This is a genomic window from Thermococcus sp. (assembly GCF_027063845.1).
Taxonomy (GTDB): domain Archaea; phylum Methanobacteriota_B; class Thermococci; order Thermococcales; family Thermococcaceae; genus Thermococcus.
Genome location: NZ_JAMOQU010000121.1, coordinates 1 through 15707 on the forward strand (window position 1 = coordinate 1; position 15707 = coordinate 15707).

Annotated in this window: 20 protein-coding genes; 9 read left to right on the top strand and 11 right to left on the bottom strand. The window is 55.9% G+C overall.

What is annotated here, in order from left to right:
• Both MVO87_RS10015 and MVO87_RS10020 read left to right on the top strand, forming a co-directional pair.
• On the top strand, nucleotides 1–324 hold a 324-nt coding region (locus tag MVO87_RS10015; RefSeq protein WP_297553040.1), incomplete at its 5' end, for an NADH-quinone oxidoreductase subunit H.
• Nucleotides 321–752 carry a 4Fe-4S binding protein gene (locus MVO87_RS10020; RefSeq protein ID WP_297512372.1) on the top strand — a complete coding sequence of 144 codons (432 nt, stop codon included), beginning with the start codon at nucleotides 321–323 and terminating at the stop codon, nucleotides 750–752. The genes MVO87_RS10015 and MVO87_RS10020, both read left to right, overlap by 4 nt.
• Here MVO87_RS10020 and MVO87_RS10025 read toward each other — a convergent pair.
• The 5 genes from MVO87_RS10025 to MVO87_RS10045 are packed head-to-tail and all read right to left on the bottom strand — an operon-like array spanning nucleotide 744 to nucleotide 3132.
• A complete protein-coding gene (locus MVO87_RS10025) occupies nucleotides 744–1232 on the bottom strand; it encodes a ferritin-like domain-containing protein (RefSeq protein WP_297512369.1) in 489 nt (162 codons plus the stop codon). The two genes, MVO87_RS10020 and MVO87_RS10025, sit on opposite strands and share 9 nt — an antisense overlap.
• Before the next feature lies 1 nt (nucleotide 1233).
• A complete protein-coding gene (locus tag MVO87_RS10030; RefSeq protein ID WP_297512366.1) occupies nucleotides 1234–1713 on the bottom strand; it encodes a ferritin-like domain-containing protein in 480 nt (159 codons plus the stop codon).
• Nucleotides 1714–1757: 44 nt separating this feature from the next.
• Nucleotides 1758–1934: a hypothetical protein gene (locus tag MVO87_RS10035; protein ID WP_297512363.1), complete on the bottom strand. Its 177-nt coding sequence runs from the start codon at nucleotides 1932–1934 to the stop codon at nucleotides 1758–1760.
• Entirely contained in the window at nucleotides 1927–2625 is a 699-nt protein-coding gene (locus MVO87_RS10040; RefSeq protein ID WP_297512360.1) for a SagB/ThcOx family dehydrogenase, read from the bottom strand. Before MVO87_RS10040 ends, MVO87_RS10035 begins: the two co-directional genes overlap by 8 nt.
• A 24-nt stretch (nucleotides 2626–2649) precedes the next feature.
• The gene (locus MVO87_RS10045; protein WP_297512357.1) at nucleotides 2650–3132 is read right to left on the bottom strand and encodes a THUMP domain-containing protein; all 483 of its coding nucleotides are present in this window, start codon (nucleotides 3130–3132) and stop codon (nucleotides 2650–2652) included.
• A gap of 60 nt (nucleotides 3133–3192) precedes the next feature.
• Here MVO87_RS10045 and MVO87_RS10050 point away from each other — a divergent pair, with 60 nt between their 5' ends.
• From MVO87_RS10050 to trxB, 3 genes are all read left to right on the top strand, one after another.
• Nucleotides 3193–4389 (top strand): ATP-binding protein, encoded by a 1197-nt coding sequence (locus tag MVO87_RS10050; protein WP_297512039.1) that lies wholly within the window; start codon nucleotides 3193–3195, stop codon nucleotides 4387–4389.
• 1 nt (nucleotide 4390) lies between these two features.
• Nucleotides 4391–4924, top strand: coding sequence for a metal-dependent hydrolase (locus MVO87_RS10055; protein WP_297553042.1), 534 nt, complete (start codon nucleotides 4391–4393; stop codon nucleotides 4922–4924).
• A gap of 67 nt (nucleotides 4925–4991) precedes the next feature.
• Nucleotides 4992–5984 (top strand): thioredoxin-disulfide reductase, encoded by a 993-nt coding sequence (trxB, locus tag MVO87_RS10060; RefSeq protein WP_297512044.1) that lies wholly within the window; start codon nucleotides 4992–4994, stop codon nucleotides 5982–5984.
• Here the strand turns inward: trxB and MVO87_RS10065 are convergent, their stop codons facing one another.
• Both MVO87_RS10065 and MVO87_RS10070 read right to left on the bottom strand, forming a co-directional pair.
• The gene (locus tag MVO87_RS10065; RefSeq protein ID WP_297512033.1) at nucleotides 5985–6284 is read right to left on the bottom strand and encodes a hypothetical protein; all 300 of its coding nucleotides are present in this window, start codon (nucleotides 6282–6284) and stop codon (nucleotides 5985–5987) included.
• The gene (locus tag MVO87_RS10070; RefSeq protein WP_297512036.1) at nucleotides 6281–6538 is read right to left on the bottom strand and encodes a hypothetical protein; all 258 of its coding nucleotides are present in this window, start codon (nucleotides 6536–6538) and stop codon (nucleotides 6281–6283) included. Before MVO87_RS10070 ends, MVO87_RS10065 begins: the two co-directional genes overlap by 4 nt.
• A gap of 174 nt (nucleotides 6539–6712) precedes the next feature.
• Here MVO87_RS10070 and MVO87_RS10075 point away from each other — a divergent pair, with 174 nt between their 5' ends.
• Together MVO87_RS10075 and MVO87_RS10080 are read left to right on the top strand one after the other, a co-directional pair.
• A complete protein-coding gene (locus MVO87_RS10075; RefSeq protein WP_297553044.1) occupies nucleotides 6713–8050 on the top strand; it encodes an ornithine aminotransferase in 1338 nt (445 codons plus the stop codon).
• A gap of 40 nt (nucleotides 8051–8090) precedes the next feature.
• Nucleotides 8091–8690, top strand: coding sequence for an ECF transporter S component (locus MVO87_RS10080; protein WP_297514119.1), 600 nt, complete (start codon nucleotides 8091–8093; stop codon nucleotides 8688–8690).
• On the opposite strand, the gene MVO87_RS10085 is transcribed toward MVO87_RS10080, so the two are convergent.
• From MVO87_RS10085 to MVO87_RS10095, 3 genes are all read right to left on the bottom strand, one after another.
• Entirely contained in the window at nucleotides 8687–8971 is a 285-nt protein-coding gene (locus tag MVO87_RS10085) for a family 4B encapsulin nanocompartment shell protein (RefSeq protein WP_297514116.1), read from the bottom strand. The genes MVO87_RS10080 and MVO87_RS10085 overlap by 4 nt on opposite strands.
• The gene (gene deoC, locus MVO87_RS10090) at nucleotides 8968–9639 is read right to left on the bottom strand and encodes a deoxyribose-phosphate aldolase (protein WP_297514128.1); all 672 of its coding nucleotides are present in this window, start codon (nucleotides 9637–9639) and stop codon (nucleotides 8968–8970) included. The genes MVO87_RS10085 and deoC overlap by 4 nt, the downstream gene beginning before the upstream one ends.
• A gap of 87 nt (nucleotides 9640–9726) precedes the next feature.
• Entirely contained in the window at nucleotides 9727–10035 is a 309-nt protein-coding gene (locus MVO87_RS10095) for a hypothetical protein (protein WP_297514113.1), read from the bottom strand.
• Between the two features lie 84 nt (nucleotides 10036–10119).
• Here MVO87_RS10095 and eno point away from each other — a divergent pair, with 84 nt between their 5' ends.
• Entirely contained in the window at nucleotides 10120–11412 is a 1293-nt protein-coding gene (eno, locus tag MVO87_RS10100; protein ID WP_297514110.1) for a phosphopyruvate hydratase, read from the top strand.
• Between the two features lie 2 nt (nucleotides 11413–11414).
• Here eno and MVO87_RS10105 read toward each other — a convergent pair whose 3' ends face one another.
• Entirely contained in the window at nucleotides 11415–11918 is a 504-nt protein-coding gene (locus MVO87_RS10105) for a PadR family transcriptional regulator (protein ID WP_297514108.1), read from the bottom strand.
• Nucleotides 11919–12028: 110 nt separating this feature from the next.
• Between MVO87_RS10105 and MVO87_RS10110 the strand changes: the two genes are divergently transcribed.
• Nucleotides 12029–15707: MMPL family transporter (locus MVO87_RS10110; RefSeq protein ID WP_297553046.1), on the top strand; the 3679-nt coding region annotated here is incomplete at its 3' end.

The following is a 15707-nucleotide window of genomic DNA, read 5'->3' on the forward strand; positions in this document are numbered from 1 at the left end:
CTCGTCGAGTACAGCGGGAGGTATCTGGCACTGCTCAAGCTGACGAAGGCCCTCAAGACCTTTATAGCGGCTTCCCTCGTCGTGGCTATATTCTTCCCCTGGGGAATAGCGGGATATTTTGGCCTGACTGGTCTCTCAGCGGACGTCGTCAACCTACTCTTCCACACGCTCAAGGTCTTCATCCTGCTCTTCATCGTCGGAAGCGTCTTCAGGGCCGTGACAGGAAGGCTGAAGGTAACGCAGGCCGTTGACTTCCTGTGGAAGAACGTCTTCTTAGCCTCGCTCGTCGGCTCGCTCCTCCTCGCGATGGAGGTGATAATGTGAAGGCGCCGATACTCGTCCCAACGGTGCTCAAGAACTTAACCAAAAAGCCAGCGACCAACCTCTTTCCGAAGACGGAGCCAGTGCCGGTTCCGGAGGACTTCAGGGGAATGATAACGTACGACGTCGACAAATGCGTCGGCTGCAGGATGTGCTACAACGTCTGCCCTGCTGGAGTCTTCGTCTGTCTCCCTGAGATAAGGAAGGTCGCCCTCTGGACGGCCCGCTGTATCTACTGCGGACAGTGTGTTGACGTCTGTCCTACCGGAGCCTTAAAGCTGAGCAAGGACTTTCTGGTGGCGAGCTACGACAACCACGACGAGAGGTTCATCCCCCTCAAGCCGGAGAAGGTCGAGGAAATCAAGAAGAAGCTTGAGGAGCAGAAGAAGGCCAAGGAAAAGGCCAAAGCCGAGAAAAAGGGGTCAAAGTAGCCCCTTCTTTTTTCTCCACTCGTATAGGGCCTTTAATGCCGAGTAATGACCCTTCTCAACGTCCGCAAGGTAGAGGTAGACCTTTCTGAGCTCCTCGTTATCGGTTTCCTCCGCCAACTTCCGATAAATCGTCTCGGCGAGCTTTTCAGCCTCCATGGCGTTAATGAGAACGTCCTCAAGGTCCTCGACCTTCCAGAACTTGCCGAGAACGTGGGTTCCTTCAACGCTCGGAACGTTCACTTCGGCGAGTTCTTCCCCGTACTTCTGGCGATAAATCTTGTAGAGCTCATCACCGTGTCCCTTGGACTCCTTGCCGAGCCTTTCAAAGGTCTCATAGACTTCCTTGGGAAGGCCGAGCTCTTTTGCCCTCTCGGCCAGCTTCAGGTAGGTCTCAGCCTCCTCGTATTCGCCCCTAATCCAGTAGCTGAGCAGTTCGCGCTCGTTGAGCTTCTTAATTTCCTCCAGAACCTCAACCACCATGTCAATCACCCAACCGTTCGTATTCCCTCTTCAGGGCCTCGTAGTGGCCTTTTTCAACCTCGGCGAGCGTGAGGTAGAGCTCCCTCAAACGCTCGTCTTCAACTTTCTCCGCAAGAGCCTTGTAGGCGTTCATCGCTATAAGCTCGCTCTCCATCGCGGCTTCGAGAACTTCTCTGACCTGGTCTGCCCTCTCGAAGCGGTCAAGAACAGGAAGAACTTCAATGGGAGGTAGCTTCGTCAACGGCTCCCGACCAAAAGAAGCCCTGAACTGCCTGGTGAGTTCCTGCGCGTGCTTCTCCGAGTCTCTGCTGAGCTTAAGGAAAGTCTCCACGAGGCTCTCGGGGAGGCCAAGGTTCTTCGCCCTCTCGGCCAGTTTCCTGTAGAACTCGGCCTCCTCCCCCTCACTCGCTATCCAGTAGGCCAAAGCCTCCTCGTAGCTCAGTTTCTGGAGCCTCTCAATGATTTCCTCGACGTTCAGCATTCCAACCCCCGGAATAATTTGTCGGCGGGCCTAATAAGCTTTTGTCAGCGAACGAGCCATATCGCCAAGAACATTGCGATGTAGGCGAGAAGACCAAGGATAACGTGAACGTAAAGAAAGACACGTTTCCACCTCGGCGAGAGAAAGTAGAGGGCGCCGGTAACGAGGGTCAGAGACATGAGGGCGAAGCTGAGATAGCCGAGCGTGTTGTGGTCAATCATGTCTCCCCACCGGAAAGACGTAGAGCGGAGCACCTTCAGTTCCAAGGAGCGAGGCAACCTCATCGTCATGGAAAGCCCCAACCGCGACCGTTCCGAGGCCGAGGGCGGTTGCCTGGAGGTAGACGTTCTGGCCGATGTGGCCGGCCTCCATGTGAACGTACCGGATTCCCCTCTCACCGTAGACTTCAGTTGTCCTCTCATAGAAAGCGACGAGAACAATGTCAACGGGAGCACTACCGACCCACTCCTGGTCGAGGCAGGCCCTCTGGAGCTCTATCCTGTAGTCGCCGGACTTTACCAGCTCAAGTGCGTGTTTCCCGGGGATGTAACGGTAAATTCCGAGTTCAAGGCCCTCAACATTACCAACGACGACGTAGACCTCGAAGGGATAAGTAGCGCCCGCACTCGGGGCCGAGCGGTAGCCGTTTGAACTCGTTATTCCCTGAGCAGACCAGAGGAGCTGAGAGAGCTCTTCAAGGGTTAGGGACTCATCACGGTAGGAGCGGACGCTCCGCCTCTTCGCTATCGCCTCCTCAACGCTCATCTCACCCCTCAAACGGGGCTCTGGAAGAGGCACAACCTCACCCGAGGCCGTCTCAACGGTCTCAAACCTCAGACCTGGCTTGAAGATTAGCAACAGCGGGAGAATGAGGGCCAGCACAAGGGTCAGGTAGGCAACCTTCCGGAGCATGTGATTAGTTGGCGCCCAACCTATTTATTCCTTCACCTCGAAGCGAAGAACCTCGCCATTCCGGACGAGGCCGATTCCAGCCTTTTTACCGAGAACCTCGACGAGGACGGTGTAATCGGGCTCGCTCAGGTTGACCTTCAGGTTGTAACGCTCGACGAGGAGCGAGCCGAGTTTGATTTCGAGCTCCCGCTGGGAAAGCCGTTTATTCCCGCGAACCTTAGAGCGGACGGCGAAGGTTCCGTCTATCGCTTTTCCAAGCTCGAGGACGGCCTTCGCTATTTCCTCCCACTTAGCAGGAACGAGCCTTTCGAGGGGAACCACCCTCTGTATCGCCTGCGTCTCGAAGTTCCTCAACCGTTCGAGGGCCCCTTCCTTTGGCAGGGGGGTTTCAGCGAGGAGGACGCCCCGCCAGTCCGTTCCTTTAACCCTCACCCTTCCGAGCGCCCACTCAAGTTCGAGTATCGCGTCGCCCTCCCGCCCGGGCGGTGCCGTTACGAGGAGAATCATTTCCGCTCACCGATGAACAGGTTTTTATATTGAAAGGCCTTAAAACATTCGGTGGGTGAAATGGAGGGTCTTAAGCTTTACCAGTCATACGAGGTCTACGGTCTCTCGGCCAATCCCTTCGAACAGCTTGCCAGCGAGGGGATAAGCGACGTCGAGAGCATTCATGTTTATCAGGAGGTGGACATGCGCCTGCAGATGATAGTCTCAGAGGTAATCGGCAACAAAAGCTCGATAGCGCTCAGTATTGTCGGGCCCCTGGGAATGGGCAAAACCCAGAGGCTCAAAACGCTCGCGAAGGCCATAGAAGAGAACAAGGGCAAGGCCATATACGTCAAAGTCGATACCAACGACATCCTCAAGCTCACGCGCGACATCTTCTACGCGCTGAAGCCCCCCAAGAGCAGGACGAACATATTTCTCGAAAACCTATCAAGAAAGCTCGGCTTCATCGACAGGCTTGAGAAGATGCTCAGCGACTCGAAGGAGTACAAGAGCAGGGACATAGCAGAGCTCCTCGTCGAGCAGATGAGCAAGTATCCCTACTGCGCGCTCCTCCTGGACGAGCTGGAGAACATGCAGAGCGCGAGGGAGCACGAGAAGATTCAGTTCTTCGAGATGCTGAGGCACTTCATAAGCACGATGCCGAAGGGCTGTATCGTTGCCTTCGCCTGCGTTCCTGAAGCTTATGAGGAGTACACGAAGATATTCCCTGCCTTCTTCATGCGCCTCCACTACGAGTTCAAGCTCCGCCCGATGAGCCTCGACGAGACATTCGAGCTCGTGAAAAAGAGGCTCAACCGCGTCAGGATAAGGGACACCGACGACCCGCTGTATCCCTTCACGGAGGAGGCGATAAGGCTAATCCACCAGCTCGGGAAGGGCAACCCGAGGCAGATTTTGAGACTCCTCCACTACGTCCTCAGCGAGTCTGCCAAGCACAAGTTCGACCCGATTGACGACTACGTTGTGACGACGATTCTCGAAGAACCGAAGAGCCTTGAGGAGTACCTCACGAGGATTCCAAAGGAGTACAAAGATTTGGTCGAGGCTATAGTTTTCGAGTTCAACGGAGGGCCCGTAAGCTACATACAGGTCGCCAAGGTCGTTAAGAAACCGGGGATGCAGGTTTATGAGAGCCTTAATGAGCTCATAAGGCTAGGCTTCCTCGTCGGCGACCCGAAGGGCAACTACAAGGTTCCGGACTACGTCAGAAAGTTTTTAGAGGAGGGGCAGGCGGAGAAGCTGAAGGGTGAGTGAGTTGCCGAACTACGATACCCACGTGCTCAGCGGGATAGTAACCTACCCAATAGCGGTGCTCATCGGCGAGCTCCTGAAAGTCTATGCCAAGCTACCGGTTGAGTTAACATCAACGGCGCTAATCCTTGGATACGCGTTCTACGTCCTTGGAAGTGATTTGCCTGACATGGACCACCCGGACGCGCTGATTCACAGGGGCTCAAAGCCAATAGTCAGCGTCGCCGCTGGAAGCGCCGTCTTCCTATGGGCGGGGGGGTTCGTGCACATGAACCCGGTGTGGCTCGACCCCGTTGTCTCGTGGGTTGCCGGTGCCTTAGCAGGTCTCGTCGCGTGGTACGGCTTCACGTGGATTATGCCCAGGCACAGGGGAATCGTCCACTCGTTCCTATTTGCGGCAATATACGGCGGACTGGCCTTCGTCCTCGTGAACTACGGCCTGAAGATGGGAACCGGCGTCGGCCTCTACGCGGGGCTCTCCGCTTTCCTCGGCTACACCCTTCACCTGCTCCTTGACCGCTCGGTCAAGCTGGTTTAATTTTACCCATTTTTGTGCAACAAGGCTTTTAAGTAACCCACGTTAGGAAAGCGCGGAGGTGGGAGAGATGTTCAGCCTTGGAGGATTCTCACGCGGTGGCGAGTACGAAAAGAAGCTCTGGGACGTCCTCATCATCGGAGCTGGCCCAGCGGGCTTTACGGCGGCGATATACGCCAAGCGCTTCGGCCTTGAAACGCTGATTATCAGCAAGGACCTCGGCGGAAACATGGCATTGACCGACCTCATAGAGAACTACCCAGGCTTCCCCGAGGGAATAAGCGGTTCGGAGCTGACCAACAGGATGCACGAGCAGGTCAAGAGGCTCGGCGTTGAGGTGGTCTTCGACGAAGTCGAGAGGATTGACCCCGCCGAATGCGCCTACTACGAGGGCCCGTGCAAGTTCACCGTGAAGACCAAAAACGGCAAGAAATACCGCGGGAAGACGATAATCATAGCGGTCGGAGCCTCGCCGAGGAAGCTCAAGGTTCCGGGCGAGGAGGAGTTTACCGGAAGGGGAGTCTCATACTGTGCAACGTGCGACGGCCCGCTCTTCAAAGGCAAGAAGGTGGTCGTCGTCGGCGGTGGAAACACTGCTCTTCAGGAGGCCCTCTACCTCAAGAGCATAGGCGTTGATGTAACGCTCGTCCACAGGCGCGACAAGTTCAGGGCCGACAAGATACTCCAGGACCGCTTCAAGGAGAGCGGAATCCCTGCGATACTCGACACAGTCGTCACCGAGATAATCGGAAAGGACAAGGTCGAGGCGGTAAAACTCAGAAACGTCAAGACCGGCGAGGAGAAGGAGATGAAGGTCGACGGAGTCTTCATCTTCATCGGCTACGAACCGAAGACCGACTTCGTCAAGCACCTCGGCATAACCGACGACTACGGCTACATCCCGGTTGACATGTACATGCGCACCAAGGTTCCGGGCATCTTCGCGGCCGGCGACATAACCAACGTCTTCAAGCAGATAGCGGTCGCGGTCGGCCAGGGAGCGATAGCGGCAAATTCCGCCAAGGAGTTCCTTGAGAAGTGGGGAGAGAAGAACGGGGAGTGATTAGCCCTCCGTTCTCTTCTTTAGCTCTTCCTTCGTCAGGTAAACGATTTCGTTGGAATCGCCGATGATGTATGGTTCTCTCGGCAGATGGGACTCTCTTGTTACCGCACCAACACCCGCAAGAAGAGCCTGAACGAAAAGAAGTGCCCCAATTTTTTCGTCAAGCAGGGAGGAGAACGCAAAGCCTACAATTACTGCAACGGTTACGGAGAGCAAGAAACGGTAGATTTTTCCACCGTTGACCTCTCGAAACGGAACCTCTTCATGCCTCTCTCCAAAGTCCTCGGGAGTAACTCTCATTCCCACACCTCCACTTCACTATCCTCGTCGTCCTCGAAGAGAAGACTCTTATCCAGTGTCAGGGCAACGAGGAAGACTATCAAAATTCCCCAGGGCAGGAGCTTCAAAAACAGCCAGAGACCTTCAACCAGGCCATCTCCCCTAAGGAGTGACTCAACGACGGTGAACATGAAAAAGTTCACGAACAGTAGGACCAGAAAGATTCTGCTGAACTCCTTACAGTCGAAGCGCTTTTGATTCTTTCTTTTCACCACGTAATCACCGAAGTAACACACTTCTCCGAGTTTATTAAGTTTGCCGTTTTCCGCCATCCAGGACTTCCAGAGTTCAGCCTTCCCCTCAAGTTCCCGAAAAACTTTCGGTCAAAGATGTTCATCCTTGAGCATAGAGTTATATAGTCGAACGTCGAGCTTCGCCCGGTGATGGACATGGTGGTTAGACCGAACGTTAAGGAGCTCCCCGGGCCGAAGGCCAAGGAGATAATCGAGAGGAACTTCAAGTACCTCGCAACCACAACCCAGGACCCCGAGAACCTCCCGATAGTCATCGAGCGCGGTGAGGGAATAAGGGTTTACGACGTTGACGGAAACGTCTTCTACGACTTCGCGAGCGGTGTTGGTGTCATAAACGTCGGCCACGCCCACCCGCGCGTCGTCGAGGCGATAAAGAAGCAGGCCGAGAAGTTCACCCACTACTCGCTCACCGACTTCTTCTACGAGAACGCCGTCGTTCTGGCAGAGAAGCTCATCGAGCTCGCTCCTGGAGATTTCGAGAAGAAGGTCGTTTACAGCAACAGCGGTGCCGAGGCCAACGAGGCCGCTATGAAGCTCGTCAAGTACGGGACCGGAAGGAAGCAGTTCCTGGCGTTTTACCACGCCTTCCACGGAAGGACCCAGGCCGTTCTGAGCCTTACCGCCAGCAAGTGGGTCCAGCAGGACGGCTTCTTCCCGACCATGCCAGGCGTTACTCACATACCCTACCCGAATCCCTACAGGAACACCTGGGGAATCGACGGCTACGACGAGCCCGACGAGCTCATAAACCGCGTCCTCGACTTCATCGAGGAGTACGTCTTCAGGCACGTCCCGCCCCACGAGGTCGGTGCGATATTCTTCGAGCCGATACAGGGTGAGGGTGGCTACGTCGTTCCGCCGAAGAACTTCTTCAAGGAGCTCAAGAAGTTCGCCGACGAGTACGGAATCCTCTTAGCTGACGACGAGGTTCAGATGGGAATAGGCAGGACTGGCAAGTTCTGGGCCATCGAGCACTTCGGAGTCGAGCCCGACCTCATCCAGTTCGGTAAGGCCATCGGCGGAGGACTTCCGTTAGCGGGTGTCGTCCACAGGAAGGAGATAAGCTTCGACAAGCCCGGAAGGCACGCGACAACCTTCGGTGGCAACCCCGTTGCCATAGCCGCTGGAATAGAGGTCGTCGAGATTGTCAAGGAGCTCCTTCCGCACGTCCAGGAGGTCGGCGACTACCTCCACAAGATACTCGAGGAGCTCAAGGAGAACTACGAGGTCATAGGAGACGCTCGCGGTCTCGGTCTCGCGCAGGCCGTCGAGATTGTCAAGAGCAAGGACACCAAGGAGAAGTACCCCGAGCTCAGGGACAGGATTGTCGGAGAGGCGGCGAAGCGCGGACTCGTCCTGCTCGGCTGCGGCGACAACAGCATACGCTTCATCCCACCGCTCATCGTCACCAAGGAAGAGATAGACGTCGCGATGGAGATATTCGAGGACGCCCTCAAGGCCGCCCTCAGGTGAAGTTTTTAACCCCTTCCCCCTTTTCTATTCCGGTGGTTGAATGGACGAGGCACTCGTTGAACTCTCAAGGTACGCGCCCTACGCCTTCGCGGTTGCAATAGGCCTCTTCGGACTCTACATTTGGCTCAACCGCGAGAAGTTCAGGAGCGTCAACGTTGTTGCAGTTGCAGGAATTTCAACGGCCCTCGTTGCCGTCGCCACGAAGGTGGTGAACATACCCGTGCCGGCAACGAACGGCTACTTAAACTTCGGTGACACGATGGTAATGTTCGTAGCAATGCTCTTCGGACCCGTTATAGGGGCCTTTGCTGGAGGCGTCGGCTCGGCGCTTGGAGATGTCCTATCAGGCTATCCGGGCTGGGCACCGATAACACTGATTATCAAGGGTATTGAGGGTCTTGCCGTTGGCTACATATCCCAGAAGCTCGAGGGGACAGCCGGCCTCATAGTAGCAGGGACGATAGGCGGAATCCTGATGGTCTCAGGCTACTTCGTCTTCGAGTACTACGCCTTCGGTTTTGCCGCAGCGTACTCCGAGCTCCCCGGGAACCTTGTACAGGCGGTTACTGGAATAATCGTCGGCACGGGGCTGGCAAACGCAATAAAGAAAAGGTATCCAGAAATCGAGAGCCTGCTTTAAACGTCGAGCTTCTCTATTTCTTCCCAGACATTCTTTTCTTCGAGAAAAGGTTCAACCGAAATCCTGCGCGAGGCCTTCTTAATCTGACCAAGGTAGGCCGAGTCAGCTATGACCGCATCGTAGCCAAGCTCTTCTATGCGGTAAATCTTAAGCCCGAGACCCGTGAGGAAATCCTTGGAGTGCTCGATAAATCCCGGCCCCGCAAGCATGACGTCAGGGTTCATGCCATCGTTCTTAAGCTCCTCAATCGCCCTCAGGACGACTTCCCTGAGCTCGTTCATTTCGGGGCACCTTCCACGATTTTTACACCGCTCGACGTGCCAATCCTGTTGGCCCCAGCCTCAATCATAGCTAAAGCCTGCTCGTAGGTTCTGATTCCGCCGGCCGCTTTAACGCCCATCTCCTCACCAACTACCTTTCTCATCAGCCTGACGTCCTCAACCGTCGCCCCACCGGTTCCGAAGCCAGTGGAAGTCTTCACGAAGTCCGCTCCGGCCTCTTTGGCCAGCTCGCAGGCCTTGACCTTCTCCTCCTCGGTGAGGTAGCAGGTCTCGATTATGACCTTGACCTTTGCCCCTCTCTCGTGGGCTACCTTGACGACCTCCTCTATGTCCCTCTTCACGTAGTCGTAGTCCTTATCCTTGAGGGCGCCTATGTTGATGACCATGTCGAGCTCGTCGGCACCGTCCTCAAGGGCTTTCCTCGCCTCAAAGACCTTAACCTCTGTCAGCGTCGCGCCGAGGGGAAAGCCTATGACGCTCGCGACCTTGACGTCGGCCTTCTTCTCGCTCAGGTAGTCCTTGGCGAGCTTGACGCGGTAGGGGTTAACGCAGACGGCGTAGAAGCCGTACTGAATCGCCTCATCGCAGAGCCTTATGATGTCCTCCCTTGTAGCGTAGGGCTTGAGGTTGGTATGGTCTATGTAGCGTGCAATCTCACGGGCGTTCATGACAACCACCTGAAAGCAGGTAGCTTAAAGGACTATTTAGCGTTTTCTCTCCCCCGTTTGGAGAAAAACCTGAAGCATGGAGAATTTTCAAAGCGCATCCAGCTTTCTCAGTACGGAAACCAGCTGATTTTCCACCCGGGGCTCCCCGAGGTCAGGTTTGACCTCTCCCCTGGCTATGGCCTCAAGAACCTTAACCGCGTTGTCCCAGTTCTCCTCCAGCGTCCTGCCCTTGGGAATGGGGTTCCTGAGGACGTGCCAGCGCCCGGTTTCCTCGGAGTAGACGAGAATCCTCGGAATGTAGTCGATGTCCATGAAGGTGTTGTCGAGGCTCAGCTCGATTCTGAGGCCGTCGAGCTCGATGTAGCCCTCCTCCCTGAGCTTCCTCTTCCAGTCCATGTTCCGGCCTCAACGGGGCAGTTTAAAAGCCCATCGCCAACTTTATATTTGGGAGAAGGAAAAATATCACCCGAGGTGATTAGCATGGAGAACCCGTTCGAGATTACGGCGGTTATAGCGAGGGAAATCCTCGACAGCAGGGGAAACCCAACCGTTGAGGTCGAGGTTTACACCCCTGTCAGCATGGGACGTGCCGCGGTTCCAAGCGGTGCCTCAACGGGCACTCACGAGGCGGTCGAGCTCCGCGACGGCGGAAAGCGCTTCCACGGCAAGGGCGTCAGAAGGGCGGTTGAGAACGTTAACAAGATTATAGCACCAGAAATCATTGGAATGGACGTCACCTGGCAGAGGGACATCGACATGCTCATGATTGAGCTCGATGGCACCGAGAACAAGAGCAACCTTGGAGCAAACGCAATCCTCGGCGTTTCTCTCGCGGTTGCCAAGGCCGCCGCGAACGCCCTCGGGTTGCCCCTCTACCAGTACATCGGCGGAACAAACGCCTACGTCATGCCGGTTCCGATGAGCAACGTCATCAACGGGGGTGTGCATGCTGGCAACGAGCTGGACTTCCAGGAGTTCATGATAATGCCCGTTGGGGCTAAGAGCTTCCGCGAGGGAATAATGTGGGTCTCAGAGACCTACCACACCCTCAAGAAAGTCATAGCCGAGAAGTACGGCAAGAACGCCGTCAACGTCGGCGATGAAGGTGGATTCGCCCCGCCGATGAAGGAAGTTACAGAGCCCCTCGACGTGCTCATAAAGGCCATCGAGGAGACGGGCTACAAGCCGGGAGACGAGATTGCCTTTGCTCTCGACGCCGCCTCGAGCGAGTTCTACGACGAAAAGCTCGGCAAGTACGTCGTTGGTGGAAAGGAGTACGACCGCGGAGAGCTCCTTGAGCTCTACAAGGAACTCGTGAGCAAGTATCCGATAGTCTCGATTGAGGACCCGTTCCACGAGGAGGACTGGGAGGGCTTCGTCGAGATAACCAAGGAGCTCGGCAGGAAGGTTCAGATAGTCGGCGACGACCTCTTCGTCACCAACCCGAAGAGGATAAGGAAGGGCATCGAGCTCGGCGCGGCAAACGCGCTCCTCCTCAAGGTCAACCAGATTGGAACGCTCAGTGAGGCGATAGACGCAGCTTACACCGCCTTTAGGGCCGGCTATGGAGTCGTTGTCTCCCACAGGAGCGGAGAGACCGAGGACAGCACTATAGCCGACATAGCCGTCGCCCTCAACGCCGGCCAGATAAAGACCGGCGCTCCGGCCAGGAGCGACAGGAACGCCAAGTACAACCAGCTGATAAGGATAGAGGAGGAGCTTGAAGGAGTGGCAATATATCCTGGCAGGAAGTTCAGGAACCCGTTCCTCTGAGCTCACCCTTCCTTTTTCCCTTCCTTGCTCTCCCCCTTCTCATCAAGCATCTCCCGGAGGGCCCTTCTCTTGGCGTCCAGTATATCGCAGACCCTGTCGAGAACTTTAAGGTACTCCAATATAGCTTCCCTGGCGAGCTCCCGCCCGTAGCCGAGCTCCTCCAGCTTTTTTCTCAGCGCCTCGTGGTACTGGATTGAGATGTAGAGGGACTGGAGGGCAAGCTCGTTCGCCTCCCTGAGGTAGTCCCAGCCCTTTTCGGTGAGCGTGTACTTGATGAGCTTTCGCTTTCCGTGGTACTCTTCCTTCGGCTCCAAGAGGCCTTCCTCGACCATTTTGCCCAGCATGGTGTAGATGTTGCCGTGGCTCGGCTTCCAGGTGCCGCAGGTTATCTTCTCGATTTCCTTGAGGATTTCATAGCCATGGGCCTCGCCCTTGAAGCCGACAATGACGAGTATGAGGTGCCTGATGGGAGCGAGGAACATGTTCTTCATGGAACGCTCGGGCATAACACCACCCCGAAAGGCTTATAAGGTTATGTCTGATTCAAACATATCGCAGGATATGTCTCTTTAAGAGAGGTTGCGCTCATCCCCTTAAAAGGTTTGAGGTGGTGGTAATGGCGTGGAACGACTGGATAGCAAAGCACCCGAAGACAGTGCTCGCTGTATGGGTCGTGCTCATCGTGGTTCTAGCGCCTTTAGCGGGGAAAATCGGTGAGCTGACCGATTACAGCACAGAGCAGATGGTGTCCCACAACATAGAGTCCATCAAAGTCCAGGACATCGTGAGCGAGGAATTCACGGGAGCCCAAAACGAGAACATGACCTACCTGATAATAACCAACATCAGCGTCAACGACGAGAACGCGAGGAAAGCCTATTACGCGTTTAAGGACCGCGTTGAAGGCAAGTACGCCACGAACGTAACATCTTACTACGACGCTCTCGACATGCTCTGGGACATGGACTACGAGCTGACCCTCAACATCACGAGGATGACCGCCAACATCACGGGCATTCTCTACGATGCCGTAATCAACAGCGAAAAGGGCTTTGGGCAAGTGCTCAACCTCACGTACTACCTCAAAAACACGACGGAGATGACCAAAAACAGCCTCGTGGGCGCCGCCCAGGGTTACCTCGCACTCAAGAACAACTTAACCTCCCTCTGGAACCAGACCGTTCTCCTCCGGAATGCCCTCAACCAGACGGATTCTGCCTACGTCGCCCTCCATAAAAACCTGACCTCAACGAGCGAGATGCTCAGGGGCCTCAACTCGACTCTGGCGAAAATGAACGGTGGTCTCTACGCCCTGAACGCCACTTACGGCAGGACTTACGCGGGGGTTGTGGCGGTTCATAAGGCCCTTCTCTCGAAGGGTGCATACGACAAGGACAACATCACCCAGGGGGAGGCTCAAGAGATAGCTTCCCAGACCGGAACAACGCCCGAACTCGTCTACGCTGTGTTCAGCGCCATACGCCCAATCTACCTCCAGAGGGGAAGTTCGGGGATAACTGACACCCTCCTGGCGAACGTGACCGAGTCCATAATCCTGGCGGGAACCACGGACGAGCAGAAGCCCCTCGTCGAGGCCTACGGAACAGCTTTCTACCTCGGCGTTAAGGCCTTCGACGAAAAGGCCGGAAGCGAGCATGCACTTCAGAACATGGACGAATCCCAGCTGATGAAAACTGTTTCGGAGATAGCATCGCAGGCCCTCCAGAGCCTGCCCCAGCTAATCGCCCAGGGCAACCAGACGGTGAGCGTGCCCGGCTTTGGAACCCTAGATGCAAAAACGTTTGCATCAATAATTGAGACCGCGATTTCGCTCGGCCCAGAGCCAGCCCCCGAGGCCGTTGAGAACGCAACCGTTCAGCTAGGCCTTAGGTTCATCACAAAGGCGCCCGAGAATCCTCTCGCAAACGTCGAAAACCCGGAGGAAATCCTGAGGATCCTCCTTGTCAGGGGGCCTACCCCGGAGCTTGAAGCCAAGCTCCTCACCGCGGGAATTGCCAAGATGATGAACGGCACAGGCGGCCAGCTCGGACACGTCATCGTCCAGACGGTAATGGCCTACGACCCAACTGCGGAGGGGGTTCTCTCGAAGAACGCGAGCGTGCTCGAAGAGGCCACCCTGAAGGTCATAGAGGGAATGCTTAGCAACACAGGGGTTGAGCTGGATGAGAACGTCCTGAAGGCCGTCTACGAGAGCAACGGGGACGAGAGGGTAATCGAGAACCTCGCCAAGGAGATCCTTAAGGATGGAATAATCAAGCAGCTTGAGAGCGCGAACGTCCCGAACGCCGAAAGAATAGCTGAGAAAATCGTGGAGGTCGTCGCGAAGGATCCAGAGGGGATAATAAGCGGCGAAAGGCTTGAAGACGCGACCATCGAGGTAATCGCGAGCATGAGCGAGGGCACGGTTCCGGAGGGTGCTGACATAGACATTACCGAGGTAGTGAAGGAGCTCTACGAGGGCGCCGACCCGAGAACCGTCGCAGAGGAGATCTTCCTCAAGGGCGCGGAGGAGCAGGTGAGCCAGATGAACGCCACAGCGATCCCTGAGGAGTTCAAGGGGGTCTTCATGAACCTCACGAAGGCCGTCGTCGAGAACTACCCGCTGAGCGATGAGGAAATCGAGAGCCTCGTCAAGGAAACCGTCCTCTCGATGATATCGAGCTACGCGAAGGACAACCCCTACGGAGTCGAGCTAAAGTTCAACGAGACCCTTCTCGCGGATATAGCCTTCCGCTTCAAGGACAACCCCAGCGCGATAACGAGGGAGGACGTCAGGCCCCTCGCGGAGGAGCTCTGGCCCGTCATCAGGGAGAAGGCCGGAACCTATCTCAGCATGCTCAAGAGCGAGGACAACACCACGATTCTGATAACCTTCGTGCCCTTTGGAAAGCCGGGCCCGGACAGGGACGAGTACCTTCACCGCGCCCAGAACGCCACGAAGGTCAAGGAGATAGCCCTTGAGGAGTTCAGGAAGTACTTCCCAGAGGCCTCTGGAGCCCTCGGTGGAACGCCAATTCAGATGCACGAGATGACCGAGTACGGCCAAAGAGATAACCAGAAGACAAGCCAAGCGAGCATCATAAGCGCCCTCATCGTGCTGTTCATCCTCATGGGAGGTGCTCTGCTAGCGACGTTCCTGCCCTTCACTGGCGTCGCGACATCGGCACTTACAGCTTTAGGAATAGCGTACCTGCTCGCGAGGGGTGGAATCCTCAACATTGGAAGCTGGGCCCAGATGCTCACCATAACGACCGCCCTCGGCCTCGGTATAGACTACTCGACCTACTACGTCCACCGCTTCAAGGAGTACATAGCCGAGGGCTACGACCATGAGAAGGCCGTCGCAGAAGCCCTCGGGAGGGCTAAGGACGCCGTTCTGGCGAGTGCCTTCACGGACATCATAGCCTTCGCGAGCTTCGTCCTGGCCTGGGAGTTCCCGATATTCCAGCAGATGGGAATAGTCGTTCCATTGGCGGTCATAGCGGTGCTCCTAGCAAGCCTGACACTCATCCCCGCAATAACGGCCCTCATAGGCGACAAGCAAATATTCTGGTGGCCACGGCACATAAAGCACGTTGAGACTCTCGACGTCCACGAGAGGAGCAGAATAGCCGAGTGGGTCGTCAACCACGCCAAGGTCGTCCTGCTCGTAGGCCTCCTGATAGCGGTTCCGGCGACGTACACGTTCTTCAACTTCGAGGGAACCCATGACATGAGCCTCTTCCTGCCTGAGGGAAGCGAAACACTCACCTTCATGCAGCTGAGCCAGGAGAAGCTCGGAGCGGCCATAACCTCGCCGAACTACGTCATAATCGACCTCGGCCACAGCGTAACGGACGAAGACCTTAAGGTGATAGAGGAGATAACGGCTCATATAGAGAAAATGAAGGGAGTTAAGGCGGTCTACTCTCCAACCAGGCCCTACGGCGAGCCGGTGAACAACCTGACGCTGTCAGCGGTCAAGGCACTCGGAGGAGACAGGTTCATCTCAAGCAAGGGAGACAAAGTGATGATACAGGTGGAGTCGGTTTACGAGCCGACCGAGGAGGGAGCCAAGGAGCTCGTCAAGGCTTTAAGGAGCTACATGGCCGAGCTTGAGAAGGAGGGCAAGATAAAGGAGGGACTCGTCGGTGGAGGAGCGGCGCTCTCGATGGACCTCACCGACAGGATAAACGACATCTTCTGGCACAGGATAATCCCAGTAGCTTTAGTGCTGATGTTCCTCTCGCTGATACCGACGCTCAAGGGACTGCCTGCTGTGGTATCGACGATGA